12 protein-coding genes are annotated in these 14,458 nt (G+C 41.8%); 1 reads left to right on the top strand and 11 read right to left on the bottom strand.

Annotated features, from left to right (window positions below):
* Positions 1-10: 10 nt before the first annotated feature.
* The 9 genes from AC6BKE_RS15870 to AC6BKE_RS15830 form a co-directional block, all read right to left on the bottom strand.
* On the bottom strand, positions 11-973 hold the full coding sequence (locus AC6BKE_RS15870; RefSeq protein ID WP_036123045.1) for a P1 family peptidase: 963 nt from the start codon (positions 971-973) through the stop codon (positions 11-13).
* A gap of 39 nt (positions 974-1,012) precedes the next feature.
* Entirely contained in the window at positions 1,013-1,990 is a 978-nt protein-coding gene (locus AC6BKE_RS15865) for an ABC transporter ATP-binding protein (protein ID WP_036123042.1), read from the bottom strand.
* Positions 1,959-2,993 carry an ABC transporter ATP-binding protein gene (locus AC6BKE_RS15860; protein ID WP_036123040.1) on the bottom strand — a complete coding sequence of 345 codons (1,035 nt, stop codon included), beginning with the start codon at positions 2,991-2,993 and terminating at the stop codon, positions 1,959-1,961. The genes AC6BKE_RS15865 and AC6BKE_RS15860 overlap by 32 nt, the downstream gene beginning before the upstream one ends.
* Positions 2,994-3,008: 15 nt before the next feature.
* Positions 3,009-4,463, bottom strand: coding sequence for an aldehyde dehydrogenase family protein (locus AC6BKE_RS15855; protein WP_058844697.1), 1,455 nt, complete (start codon positions 4,461-4,463; stop codon positions 3,009-3,011).
* 10 nt (positions 4,464-4,473) lie between these two features.
* Entirely contained in the window at positions 4,474-5,220 is a 747-nt protein-coding gene (locus tag AC6BKE_RS15850) for an SDR family NAD(P)-dependent oxidoreductase (RefSeq protein WP_036127354.1), read from the bottom strand.
* Between the two features lies 1 nt (position 5,221).
* Positions 5,222-6,310 (bottom strand): tartrate dehydrogenase, encoded by a 1,089-nt coding sequence (locus AC6BKE_RS15845; RefSeq protein WP_058844696.1) that lies wholly within the window; start codon positions 6,308-6,310, stop codon positions 5,222-5,224.
* On the bottom strand, positions 6,307-7,539 hold the full coding sequence (locus AC6BKE_RS15840; protein WP_036121552.1) for a M20 family metallopeptidase: 1,233 nt from the start codon (positions 7,537-7,539) through the stop codon (positions 6,307-6,309). Before AC6BKE_RS15840 ends, AC6BKE_RS15845 begins: the two co-directional genes overlap by 4 nt.
* Positions 7,540-7,922: 383 nt before the next feature.
* On the bottom strand, positions 7,923-9,050 hold the full coding sequence (locus tag AC6BKE_RS15835) for a conserved virulence factor C family protein (RefSeq protein WP_058844695.1): 1,128 nt from the start codon (positions 9,048-9,050) through the stop codon (positions 7,923-7,925).
* A 12-nt stretch (positions 9,051-9,062) separates the two neighbouring features.
* Complete coding sequence (locus AC6BKE_RS15830) at positions 9,063-10,949, bottom strand: ABC-F family ATP-binding cassette domain-containing protein (RefSeq protein WP_058844694.1); 1,887 nt, start codon at positions 10,947-10,949, stop codon at positions 9,063-9,065.
* A 784-nt stretch (positions 10,950-11,733) separates the two neighbouring features.
* On the opposite strand from AC6BKE_RS15830, the gene AC6BKE_RS15825 reads away from it, so the two are divergent.
* Positions 11,734-12,063, top strand: coding sequence for a hypothetical protein (locus AC6BKE_RS15825; RefSeq protein ID WP_058844693.1), 330 nt, complete (start codon positions 11,734-11,736; stop codon positions 12,061-12,063).
* Positions 12,064-12,082: 19 nt separating this feature from the next.
* Here the strand turns inward: AC6BKE_RS15825 and AC6BKE_RS15820 are convergent, their stop codons facing one another.
* Positions 12,083-12,697, bottom strand: coding sequence for an HD domain-containing protein (locus AC6BKE_RS15820; protein WP_036121558.1), 615 nt, complete (start codon positions 12,695-12,697; stop codon positions 12,083-12,085).
* A 705-nt stretch (positions 12,698-13,402) separates the two neighbouring features.
* Positions 13,403-14,446: an S-methyl thiohydantoin desulfurase domain-containing protein gene (locus AC6BKE_RS15815; protein ID WP_330493839.1), complete on the bottom strand. Its 1,044-nt coding sequence runs from the start codon at positions 14,444-14,446 to the stop codon at positions 13,403-13,405.
* Positions 14,447-14,458 lie beyond the last annotated feature (12 nt).

Here is a 14,458-nt window from a genome sequence, read left to right as displayed (position 1 = left end):
TCCCATATGCCTATCTTTGAATGCTTGTATAGCTTTCAACATCTGCCAATTTATCAGCGCCTTTAATGCCAGCGAGAATGGCTTCCTCCATTACCTTTGTTGCTAAATGTCCTAGATAATCAAGTGCATAAGGTTGATCGCCTGTCCCTAGCACAAAAATCGTATCGCCATCCAGCATGGTATGAACGGGATAAATCGTTCGTGCTAAAGCATTTTGCGTAAGCTGTGCAATTTTTTTAGCCTCTGCCTTCGTTAACTTGGCATTCACTGCTACCACACCGATCGTTGTATTAGTGCCAGCTAATGCCTCTGATTGTGCATGCTGCTCTAAATAGGCACAGCAATCCACCCACTGACCAGAATGCGCATCTCTGGCTCCTGCTAAAATTTGCCGTGTAGCAGGGTCCTTGATATCTCCCACGGCATTCACTGCCACGATGGCTCCTGCTACGAGACCATCTTTCCCCGCATAGGAAGCACTACCAAGCCCACCCTTCATCGCAAAATTAGGTCCTGCTAGTTTGCCAATAGTTGCGCCATAGCCAGCACCTATATTGCCATTGGTAAATGGGCCAACTTGTGCTGCTTGTGCCGCTTCATAGCCCATTTGCGCAGTAGGTCGAGCATGAGGATCACCGATAAATAAGTCAAAGAGAACAGCACTCGGCACAATCGGTATTTTTGCCACACCTGCATCAACGCCAATTCCTTGCTCGGCTAAAAATTGCATGACACCTGTGGCAGCATCTAATCCGAAGGCGCTGCCCCCAGCTAAACAGATGGCGTGGACTCGATCAATTTCATTAATAGGGTCTAATGCATCTGTTTCACGAGTGCCTGGTGCAGAGCCTCGAACATCCACTCCACACACCGCCCCACTTCCTACTAATAGCACCGTGCAGCCTGTAATCCCTTCCTTATTTTCACGATGTCCGACTTTGACACCTGGCACATCCGTTATATTGCCAAACATCTGCAACACCTCCACTCCAAAATAAATTTAATTTTCTGATTATTTATCATATAAAAAGCAAGCCACTCGTTGATGATTATTTTCATGTTGAAGCATCGGTCTTTCCTGATGACATCTTTCCATCACAAATGGACAACGGGTATGAAAGACACAGCCAACAGGTGGATTCATTGGACTTGGTAATTCACCTTGTAAAAGTATTTCTTGTTTCGGCTCATCAAAATTAACGACTGGTATAGCAGATAGCAATGCTTGTGTGTAGGGATGTAATGGATTGGCGTAGAGCTCCTTCTTTGTCCCAATCTCCACAACTCTTCCTAAATACAGCACTGCCACACGGTCACTAATATGCTTCACAACACTTAAGTCATGTGAAATAAATAAATAGGTTAATTGAAATTCATCTTGTAAATCCATCATGAGATTAAGAACTTGCGATTGCACCGACACATCCAGAGCAGATACCGGCTCATCAGCAATAATGAATTCTGGGTGTATCGCTAATGCTCGGGCAATACCAATTCGTTGTCGCTGCCCACCAGAAAATTCATGCGGAAACTTATGCATGGCATCCTCAGGTAGCCCTACCTTTTGTAAGAGCTCCTTCACACGCTCTTTTCGTTGTTCCTTCGTCAATGTTAATTGCAGTTTCATCGGTTCCTCGATAATAGAGCCGACCCGCATCCGAGGATTAAGGGAGGAAAAGGGATCTTGAAAAATCATTTGCATTTGATTGCGATAACTTTGTAGCTTACTGCCCTTTAAATGCTGGATTGGCTGCCCTTTATACAATACTTCCCCTGCTGTTGGTTCAACGAGCTTTAAAATCGTTCGCCCAAAGGTTGATTTGCCTGAGCCTGATTCTCCTACAATGCCCAATGTTTCTCCTCTAAAAATCTCTATTGAAATATCGTCAACCGCCTTGATGACCTTTTTTTCTTCCTTCATCGATTTGCGTTTCACAGGAAAGTAGGCTTTTAAATGATTAATTTCCAGCAAAACTTCTTTCTCCATCATGAGCCAGCTCCCCTTTCTCTGTGAATAAATGACAGCGTACTTTATGTGCCTCTTGAATGTAATGGATAGCCGGTTGCTCCACATGACAATGTGCCATCGCATGTGGACAGCGTGGGGCAAAGCGACAGCCATCAGGCAATGCATACGCTGGTGGTACGGTGCCAGGGATCGACGGCAGCCTTTTGACATCTGAATCAAGGCTAGGCATCGTTTTTAAGAGAGCAGTTGTATAAGGATGCTGCGGATTTAAAAAGAGCTCTCTCACTGGAGCTTCCTCGACAATTTGCCCTGCATACATCACCATGACACGATCGGCTGTTTCTGCAACAACACTCATATCATGTGTAATAAATAAGATGGCCGACTGATGCTCTTTCTTCATTTTCAGCATCAGCTTTAAAATTTGTGCCTGTACCGTCACATCCAGTGCTGTGGTTGGTTCATCTGCAATCAATAGCTGCGGATTATTAGACATCGCAATAGCAATCATGACACGTTGCCGCATTCCCCCTGATAGTTGATGAGGATATTCAGCAATCACCTTTTCTGCATTGGCAATCCCTACCTCCTGTAAAAGTAGTAATGCTTTCTTCCATGCCTCTTTTCTCGATACCTTTTGATGTCTGCGAATGCCCTCAATCATTTGATTGCCAATCGTAAAGACGGGATCTAAAGAGGTCATAGGCTCTTGAAAAATCATACTAATTTCATTACCACGAATACGGCTCATCTCTTTCTGTTTATAGGCGAGTAGATTTTTACCGTTTAAGGCAATGGAACCTGCTGTAATTTCACCTGGTGGTATGGGCAGTAAACGCATAATCGCTAAGGATGTGATACTTTTGCCGCTTCCTGATTCACCTACCAGTGCAACGGTTTCTCCTTTATGAATAGTAAAGTTTACATCTTCAACAACCTTCGCCTCTTTGCCATTTTTCAACTGGAATTGGATGGATAATTGATTGACCTCTAAAAGCACTTCTTTTTCTTTTGGCTGTTCCATATGCGTCCCTCCATCTCACTGTTGATTAGGTGGTGCATAGCGTATAGCGATGTTTTTCATTTGCGTATAGTTTCGCAGTGCAACAAAGCCCTTCTCTCGACCAATTCCGCTTTTTTTATAGCCGCCAAATGGCATTTGAATACCTCCAGCAGCCCCATAATTATTGACAAATACTTGGCCAGCCTGCACACGACTTGCCACATAATGAGCCGTATCAATATGCTGTGACCAAACACCAGCAACTAAGCCGTAGTCAGTGCTATTGGCTAATGCAATAGCCTCGTCTGCGCTGGAAAATGGCAGGACGGTTAAGACAGGGCCGAAAATTTCTTCCTGCGCTAATGGATCATTTGGATCAACGCCATCCAGTATAGTTGGCTGTACATAAAAGCCCTTTTCATAGCCTTTTATCGTCACTGGTTCGCCACCCGTAATCACATAGCCATCTGTCTTTGCTTGTTGTAATAATGCCGTGATTTTCGTATATTGGCGTTCATTTAATAGCGGTCCCATATCCATATCCGCTTCCCCAGGTCCAACTTGTATCGCTTGAAATTTTTGTGCTAGTTGTGCAATGAATGTATCTTTAATACTTTCTTCAATGAGTAAACGTGCCCCTGCAGAGCAAGTTTGACCGGCATTTTGAATAATGGCACGTACAACCCCCTCTAATGCTTGCTCCATATCGGCATCTGCAAACACAATATTAGGCGATTTTCCTCCAAGCTCTAATGTCACAGGCACAACATTTTCTGCTGCTGCCTTCATCACCGCTATCCCTGTCGGCACAGAACCCGTAAACGTAATATGATTAATATCAGGATGTGACGTTAAATAGAGCCCAACCTCTCGCCCCAACCCTGTAATATGCTGGAAAATCCCTTTCGGCACTTTATTGGCAAACCATTCAGCGATGGCATGTGTTGTCAGGGGTGTATCCTCTGCACTTTTCACAATCACAGCATTACCAGTTGCTATAGCCGCTGCGACACTTCTTGCCGTAATTTGAATCGGATAATTCCATGGCACAATATGTACCGTAATGCCAACTGGCTCTAGCACTACCGCATTTAATAGTCCATCCTCAATCGGAATGGTATCCCCCATCACCTTATCCGCTGCACCACCATAAAATTCAAAATAGCGAGCCGCTGCTTCAATATCTGCTCTTGCCTGTGATAAGGGCTTTCCTACGTCTCGACATTCTAGTAAACTCCATTCCTCTGCATGCTGTCGAATATAATGGGCAAATTCAATTAATAACTGCCCCCGTTCATAGGCCTTCCATTGACGCCAGTCTTGTCCTTCAAACGCTAGACGGGCTGAATGTACTGCTTGTTCCACATGCGCTTTACTTGCATTGCTAATTTGTGCAATCACTTCCCCTGTCGAGGGATTTTTAACTTCTAGGTGTGTCTCTTCTTCACCATGAACCCACTCCCCATTAATTAACATAGGAATTTTTCTCATCGTACCCCTCCTATAATCCACGACCACCATCTACATGCAATGTCGTTCCAGTGACCATACTTGCCGCATCAGACAATAAATAGCTGACTGCCCCTGCTATATCCGCTGGCTGTACTAAGCGCCCAAGTGGGACAGACTGCACAAACACATTTTGCTTCGTTTGCTCTATATCAGCATCCTGTGCAGCAAATTGACCAAGCATTTGTGTGTCAGCTGGGCCTGGATGAATCGTATTAACGCGAATTTGGCTTGATGCAAGTTCAATTGCAAGCCCTCTTGTAAAGCTTTCTGCCGCCCCCTTTGAGGCAATATAAGCCTGTAAGCCTGGTCTAGGACGCACGGCAGAAATAGAGGCTATTGTAATAATGGAGCCCCCTTGCTGTTTTTTCATAAAAGGAACAACTGCTTTTGTCGTGATAAACAAGCTTTTTACATTGACATCCATTAAACGGTTCCACTCATCCATCGTGACCTGCTCAATCGGTGTCGCTGACTGGGCAATTCCTAGTGCATTGACAAGGCCATCTATTCTGCCATACTTGTCAAAAACCTGTTGGCAAATGCTTTGAACACGTTCCTCCTGCAATACATTGACTTCAACACATTGTAATGAATCATGGGCGATATCTGATAGTGCATCTATTGATAAATCAAGCCCTACAACCTGATTACCCTGCTTTAGCTGCTCTTGAATAATCGCTTTTCCCATACCGCCTCCTGCACCTGTAACTACGACCACCTTTTGCTCGATTGCCATCCTAAACACCTCCTGCTGTTAAAGTCCTATTAATGATTTCCTGACAAATTGCATCGCCCATTTGTGCCGTTGTCGCTTGTCCACCAATATCTGCTGTCTTTACGATACCTTCCTGTAGCACTGTTGTAATCGCCTTAACAATGAGCTGTTCTAAATCGCTTCTACCTTGATGTCCAAGAAGTAAGGCAAGCGACCAAATTTGTGCAATGGGGTTAGCAATGCCCTTACCAGCAATATCTGGTGCAGACCCATGAACAGGCTCAAACATCGATGGAAAATCCTTTTCTGGATTCAGGTTTGCCGATGGAGACAGACCAAGTCCCCCGACAATAGCTGAGCCTAAATCGGATAAAATATCGCCGAATAAATTGGACGCCACAACCACCTCGAAATCCTGTGGACGTTCGACAAAATAGGCTACCAAAGCATCAATATAAATGGATTTCAACTGTAGGTCTGATGAGCTTTGTGCCACCGTTTTTTTTGTCTGTTCATCCCAAAATTTCATCGAATGAATAATGGCATTCGATTTTGTCGCACTGGTGATATTGGTTTTACCATGTTGCTTGGCATAATTACAGGCAGCTCGGACAATTTTTTCAATGCCAATCCGCGTCATAATGGTATTTTGAATGGTCATTTCCTGTGGCTGCTGCTGATACAGTCGACCACCACTATCCGAATATTCGCCCTCCGCATTTTCACGGAAGATGACAAAGTCAATGTCTTTACCATTCGTTAAAGGAGATGCTATCCCTGGCAACGATTTAATAGGACGGAAATTCACATACTGCTGGAAATGTTTCCGAATAGGCATAATTAATTGCCAAACCGTGACATCATCTGGCACACGAGCATCGCCAATTGCACCAAATAAAATCGCATCATATGTTTGAAGTGTTTCCAATGCATTCTCGGGCATCATACAGCCGTGCTGCACATAATAATCAGAGCTCCAAGGAAAAATGGTCGTTTCAATGTGTAAGGAACTGTCCTGTTCCTGCAAACATGTCAGCACCTTTAATGCTTCCTGCATTACCTCTTTTCCTATGCCATCCCCTGGTATGACGGCCATTTTTATTGACGTCATTGTTCATCACCCGCCAAAAATTTTAATGCTGCTAAACGGTAAATAGCCGTTGTTTCTGCTAATTCTTCAAGCTCTACATATTCATTGATTTGATGAGGGATTTCGCGATCTCCAGCACCGACCGTCACAATCGGGATGCCATGAACATGAAGAAACGTACCATCTGTCGCACCCGGAACACCATTATATTTCGGTTCTTTCTCCGTCACCTCTGCCACCGCCTCATAAATAGCCTGTACCACAGGATCTTCCTTAGCCGTTGCAGTAGCCGGCCGATTATCAAGCACCGTTAGTTCGACTTTAAAATCAGGGTCATCTGCTTGTAACCGTTTAATAATGGTCTCGATTTTGCCTAATAGCTCACCATGATCCTGAGCAGGCACCGTGCGGATGTCGAGCGTCGTCATACAATGATCTGGAATGACATTGATTTGTGCATCACCTTTAACCGGCGCACGTAAAATCGTTGGTGTGATAGATGGCCAATTCAGCATCGGATCACGCCCTAATCGTGCTTGCTCCTCTTTTTCCAATTTTTCAAGTTCTACGATAAAACGCGCCATGCGCCAGTTTGGATTTATACCGCTCCACGAAATAGCACCATGCGCCATTTTACCGAAAATATCTACTTGTAAACGTATGGCCCCACGCTGTGCAATACATACATTATTTTCCTGTGGCTCACAGATAATCGCGCCATCCACTCCATCAGCCCAGCCATTTTTAATAAAATGCTTAATGCCAAGCATTAGCCCCTCTTCATCACAAGGAATACATAAAATAATCTTGCCAGTAAACTCCTCTCGATCTAGCAGCAATGACTGGCAAGCCGTAATCATACAAGCCAGATTCCCCTTTGTATCATTCGTTCCCCTGCCATACATACGCCCATCCACAATCTCTGCTCCAAATGGATCATAAGCCCAAGCCTCTCGATTGCCCTCTGTCACGACATCTGTATGTCCTTCGAAAAGTAATGTTTTCCCAGGCTTGCCCGAATCAATAATGCCAATTACATTCGGTCGCCCTGGCACAACTTCCTCTACATGCGTTTCGATGCCAATATCTCGTAAATAAGAGGCTACAAAAGTTGCCACCTCTTGCTCATTACCCTTCGGATCGTTCTCACGGTAAACGCTTTCAATTCGCACAAGCTTCTGTGTTAATGCAATGACCGCCTCCCGATCACGCACATACGATTTCGTTGCTTTCAAACTAGTTACTGTCATGCAAAGGCCCCCTATTTTTAGAGAATATTCTGAATTTATGTTATTTTATCATTGTCCTTTCTCTATGAAACTAGACAATATGTTAATGATTCCTAGAATGACCTTAACTTTTTGTTTAGCAATAAAACGCTAGAAAACGACAAATTATTCTGTTTTACGTGAATTTTTGATAGATTTTTTGAATAAAGAAGAGTTTATGGTTCGATTTTGGGGTGCTTGATTTTATAGTGAGTGAGTCGGTGCATCCTACTTTTGAAAGACTTGTTCTCCTTTTAGAGCTGAGCCTCACGCTACTTATGAGCGACCTTTTCTTTTATTTGAGAGCGAACCACCCTATCCCCTCCTAAAACGAAAAAAACCAGCAGCTGCTGGTTTTTTCCTGTTTATTGTTGACGGGATTCGGTCATTTGCTTCCAGACCGAGCCTTTTGCTTCCTCACCTTGTTCGATACGAGCAATAGCCATTTTCACTTGTAATTTCACTTCGAATTCTTTATCATCCTCAGCCGCTTTTAGTGCTGGTAAAGATTGCTCCGTGCCGACCTCATATAAATACATCGCTGCACGCCAGCGAACCAATTTGTTTTTATCCTGTAAGGCTTGCTGCATGGCTTCTTCAAATTCTACAAGGCCAAGATCACTCATACAGTCGCCTGCTGTTCGACGTACCGCTGCACTTTTATCCTGTAAGGCTCTTTCTAAATAAGGCACAACAGCCACATCTTCAATCATGCCTAAGTAGACAGTCGCTAGTCGACGAATGGACATCTGTTCATCCTGTAAGGCTAAATCAAGTAATGGTAAATCATCTAGCTCTGGATCAGCCATTTGATCGAGCAACTGGAAGCGTTTCTCCCATTCTGGTTGATTGAACTGCTTCACTGTCACTTTTATTTTAGCTGTTTTAATCACCGCTTTTTCATCATCATTATTAATAGCTGTGACAATTTCTGCTACACGCTCCGCAGAATACGTGACATCGATCTCCTGCTTGACTGTTTCTGCTATTTCCTCAAGCTCGCCATAGCGTACACCATAATCAATCCATTTGCGTTGGAAAATATAGTTTTCATCTACTGCTGATTCAATAATTTGATTAAAGGCATCAACAAAGCGGTCACCACAGCTAACACGATGTTCGCGCTGATTATCAAAAACTTTTACTTGTAGTGGCACTTGCTTGTAAAACTGTACATGCACATAAACCTCACCATAAAATTCATTGGCTACAACGGTTTTATCTTGTGTTTGTACATCTTCCCCTAACACTTGACGAATGCTTGCGAGAATACCTTCCCATACATATTTGGCATTACGCTCAACAGCAAAGAAATCGGCTACGTGGTAAACGCCCTTTACCCCTTCAATAGCTAAAATGGCTGCAGCCTCGCCAGTTGCCTCGTCTTTATTATCCTTTGTAAAATTATAGCTTTTCCCGAACGGTAGCTCTGTATCAACGACAATCTTCATCGAATTGGGACTTGGCGTCGGTTCAATTGTAATAATTTTCATGTCTATCGCTCCTTATCCGTTGACAATTTCATCTAAATAAGACCATCTTTCAATCAGATGCTCATAGTGAGCATTTAGCTCATCCAACTTGGCTGTTAATTCCTGTAATTTTGTAAAATCTGAGCCCGCATTCGCGATTCCGTCTTCGGTCTCCATAATGGCTGTTTCCGTCTTTTCAATGTCATCTGCAATCGTTTCCCATTCCTTTTGCTCTTTAAACGATAGCTTTTTCTTGTCTGATTTTGGCTTTTCGGTCTTCGCCTTTTCGACTTTTGGCGCCTCTGCTTTGACAGTAGCTGCCTGCTCGCGCTTCTCTAAATACTCACTGTATAGATCCAGCGTTTCCTCTACCTGTCCTTGTCCATCCAATATCCATAACTTTTTCGCAATTCGGTCTAGGAAGAAACGGTCATGGGAAATCGTGATGACAACGCCAGGGAAATGCTCAATGAAATCCTCTAACACACCCAATGTTTCAATATCCAGGTCATTGGTTGGCTCATCAAGTAATAAAACATTTGGTTGTTCCATTAATAAACGTAATAAATGAAGACGTTTGCGCTCACCACCAGATAATTTTCCAATTGGTGTACCATGTGCGTGCAGCGGGAATAAAAAGCGCTCTAACATTTGAGCCGCTGAATAGCGAACGCCCTCTGCATCGGTAATATCATTAGAAGCCTCACGTATATATTCAATCATACGCTCATTTTCATTCATTTTCGGCAATGTTTGCTTGAAATGTGCAAGCTTCACTGTTGACCCTACAAGAATTTCACCTTGATCGGGTGTTAGCTCCCCTGCCAACATGTTCAATAAAGTTGATTTTCCTACACCATTCGCACCAATAATGCCGATTCGGTCCCCCTGCTGTAGTAAAAATGAAAAGTGTTCAAGAATTTTTTGCTGTCCGAAGGCTTTCGAAATATTTTCAGCCTCTAGCACTTTTCGACCAAGGCGTGTAGTTGCAAGGCCCAATTCCAATGAAACATCCTCTGATTTGCGTTCTAGGTTATCCTCCAGCTTTTCAAAGCGTTGAATACGCGCTTTTTGCTTAGTTGAACGTGCCTTCGCACCACGACGAATCCATTTCAACTCTGAACGATAACGGTTGCGATCCTTTTGCGCAGAGGCAGCCTTCATTTCCTCACGAATAGCACGTGACTCTAAATAATCACCATAATTTCCTGTATGACGATACAACGTTTGATCTGCAAGCTCGTAAATATGTGTCGATAATTCATCGAGGAAATAACGATCATGGGTGATGAAAATGACTGCACCCTTTAGACGTAGCACCATTTCTTGAAGCCACTCCGTTGACTCCACATCTAAATGGTTGGTAGGCTCATCCAATAAATAAAGATCTGCAGGCTCAATTAACACTTTGGCTAAGGCAACTCGTTTTTGCTGACCACCTGATAGCGTTAACACCTCTTTATCGAATGTTTCGATGCCTAGCTTCGTTAATGCCGTTTTTGCAAGGGCATTAACATCCCATGCCTGCTCTTCATCCATGCGCTGTTGCAGACTAAACAATGTCTTTTGTAAACTTTCGGATGTTGGGTTGACAGCTAGTGCAGCTACTGTATCTTCATATTGGCGATTGAGTTGTAAAATCGGTGAATCGCCTGCAAAGACAGCCTGTAAAACCGTTTCTCCAGCATTAAATGTCGGCTCCTGTGCCAAATAGGCAACACGGTATTTATTCGGACGATCGACTGTTATCATGTCTGCTTCTATATCTCCAGCTAAAATGGATAACAGGGTTGATTTGCCCGTTCCATTAATACCGATTAAGCCTGCTCGCTCTCCTTCATAAATGGTAAATTCAATATTTTGAAAAAGCGTTTTATCGCCCACCGTTTTGGTTAAATTTTGTACGATTAAATGACTCATTCCACTATTCCATCTCTTTCATGTTAGGTATTGTTCATGCCCACACGATTTTTATGTAGACGATTATTGATATCCATTATTCATCATAACATCATTTGACAGGTAAACAAAGAACAACAACCCGTACTTACGATGGGTGAATGTCCTGTAAATTCGTGTGCATAAGCTGACAAAGCTTGATGATTCCTTGTTCTATGTCCTGTGGTTTAGAATAGGAATAACTGATTTTCATATTAGAGCTTTCCTACATACTTTCGGCTTTCAGCAATTGGCGCACTTCCCCAGAAGACCTGATTATTATTTGAGAAGCATTTACGTTAGTAAGATCATCTATTTTCCATGGATTCCTCTAATCTATCACGCTAAAATGTATAAGGCCCTTTATAGCCACTCATTGCATTTTTATGCTGATGTACTACAATGGTAAAAATTACCGTTTGAGATACCAAAAACATTAGTGTAACATAATATTCCAATCCATTTTTAGAAGAGTAACATGATGAAAATTTCCCGACTCATTGTCGTTCTACCTACTTTGATGGTAGGTGCTTTTTTTATATATTTTTAGTGAAAATGATGATCGACAAGTGAGAATCTTTATAAAAGACAAATATGCCATGGATATAATCATAAAAAATAAAGGTTTTATTTCTGGTTTCCCATCGGATCAAAAATACATTGTCTATCAAGTACGGCCGATTTTATTAAGAAAATTTCAAATAATTCATTACAATAAAAGGGTTATGTCAACAACAACTATCCTATTTTTTAAGGGGAATTTTTTATGGAGCTTGCAGTCGTCATAAATTTAGTTTTATATATTGCCAACACTGTGTTTATTTTAGAAAAAAATGTAAAAAACAGCAGTGTACTGAAGGGGAAAATTATATTTACCTTACTCAATTTCCTATCATTAGCTTGTGGTATATTCTTGCTGCAATTTGCTTTTGCTATTAGCCAATTCGATGCTGTCACAGAAAATGATACGGCCATTGATGTGAAAACAAAAATGCTATTTGCGATAGAAGTCTTTTATTTTGTCATACTGAACGCATTCTTCACAATTTTGGTGTTACGAAAGAAATACCCGAATGAACAAGAACCGCCCTTCTAATGAAAGGCGGTTCTTTGTGCTATTGACCGATTTCGTGCTGTAATTGCTTTAAAAAGCTTTCCATAAATTGATGACGCTCTAAGGCCATTTGCTTGCCCTTTTCTGTCACCATTAAATCTTTTAGTAGTAGTAATTTCTCATAAAAATGCGTAACAGATGCAGTATTTTTTTGACGATATTCTGACTCAGACATATTTGTACGTGCGTCTTCGTCCTTATCATATAGCTTGCGACCTTTTGCTCCACCGTAAGCAAATGTTCTAGCGATGCCAATAGCCCCAATCGCATCTAAACGATCAGCATCTCGAACAATTTTTGCTTCCAATGAGGTTGCTTCTAGCTCATTTCCACCATTAAACGACACTTGTGCGATACAGTCTCGAATATGCCGCTTTTTTTCCTCGCTAACAGGTAACTCTGCAATAAGCTGTTCTTCCTGTTCCTTGCTATCAGTATACTTTTTGTCACTAACATCATGCAAAAGCACCGCTATTTTGACCACCTCAACATCTGCTGTAGGCTCGGTATGTAAGATAGCTAATGCGTTTTGATAAACGCGTTCAATATGTTGAAAATCATGACTAGCATCAAATTGTGCATATACTTCACGTACTTTATTCATTAAATGATCCATCATGTACTCTCATTCCTTTCCTATAAGATTATACTGTACTTTTTCGAGTAAAAGGTAATGTAGTAAAATAAAAAAACAACACCATTTCAATTGACAAATTTTTCTGAATATTATATGATAAACGTACAGAACAATCTATTTGTTCTGTATCTCATATTTTTTTAGTCGTGTACAACAGCTATGTGTTTGACAAATGGAACATCAACTTCAGCGGGCTTACAATTGAATAACCTGTTTTAAAGATGACGTGCGTATTGAAAACCAATCATCTAAACAAATAAAAGTGAACACTTTCCCTTAGAAATTCTTTGTTTAACCCGCATAGCCATATGTACATGCCAAAAAATATGAACAACAAGTTAGTTTGATGCATGACCAAAAGGATTTCACTAGATGTAGCAAAAGTGAATTGTTTTTTATTAATGGTTGTTACCTTCTTCTAGTCAATTATTTGAGTATGTATGAACGTAGCTCCTCCCATTAATGAAAATCGTGCACGATCCTTGTTTACAGCTTGTGAACACCATGTTCAATGAGTTGTGCTCATTAGAATGAAAAACATGTAAGCCATAAATGTATGAAGCGATAAAGGAAGTAGGAACAATTTTGATAAAAAGTATGACCCTCCCGCTGAAGGACAAATAAAAGCTGCCCATCTTACAATCAAGTAGATGATGGCAGCTTTTACTGTTTTGTCTTTTTTCTTTACAGTACGTCTTGAATGATTGCATCAATTTCCTGTAAAAGGGCTTCATTTTGCATCGTTGAACTTAATTTCAAATTAGCTTGGTCTACGTGGATAACTGCTACATGCATCCCCTCTTGAATACTTGCGCTTGGCACAGGAATCATTTTTTCGATATCGAATGTCATAATGAGATCTGGAAATTTCGATTGCACCTGTCCTTCCTTCGATAACGTCATATATTCATTCCAGAAAGTTAGGTGATAATCACCAACTGCTAATTTCCCAACATCAAAGCCATTTTCCTTCGTTAATGAATATTTCTTTACTGCACCTGAAACGATGTGTACCCCATTCAATTGCTGTAAAACATGAGCTAATTTTTCTTCAAAAGTTTGTCCCTTTAAAAAGCCATAGCCAAGCTCAATGGCCATTGTGATGGCATTTGGTGCACCATGCTTCTGTAGATAGTCAATCGTCACTGGATTTCTTGTTACGCCTACAAGCCCACCCGCTAAAATAGAGGCTTGACGTGCTGTTTTTGCCGTATTGTGTAAAGTTCCTTCCACAAAGCCTTGAACTGCAAAATGAGCTTTTCCTCCTGCGTAAAATTGTACGGATTGATAATTTGGTTGTTCATGTAGATTTAAAGAACCCATAATACCTGTCGGATGTGCTCGACCATTACAAGGAGCGTCAACGACTGGGACATTTAATAGGACCGACTGTAACCAGCCATTAATCGTCGTATTGGCACCATTTTCATTCGTAATGATGCCCTTCAGACGTTGATCGCAATAGTGATTCATACTATGGTAGCTCCAACAAAGCTGCTCGCTAGAAATGTATTGATCGGCTGCTGATGGTGCGCCGACCATTGCTACACATGCCACTAAGTCCTCATGATTTAATTCAGAGATATCCATTAATTGAGGTGTCCCAGCAGCAAAGATTTCCTCCACTAGCTTGAGCCCTTCCTCTAGGAGACCACCTCCGCCACCACCAAGGATTGCTCCTCCATAAACTGCAGCAATCCCATCCTCATATGATAATACTTTTGCCATTTCCTTACTCCT

The organism is Lysinibacillus sp. COL-1 (assembly GCF_059814265.1).
This window is presented reverse-complemented; position numbering and strand designations above follow the sequence as displayed.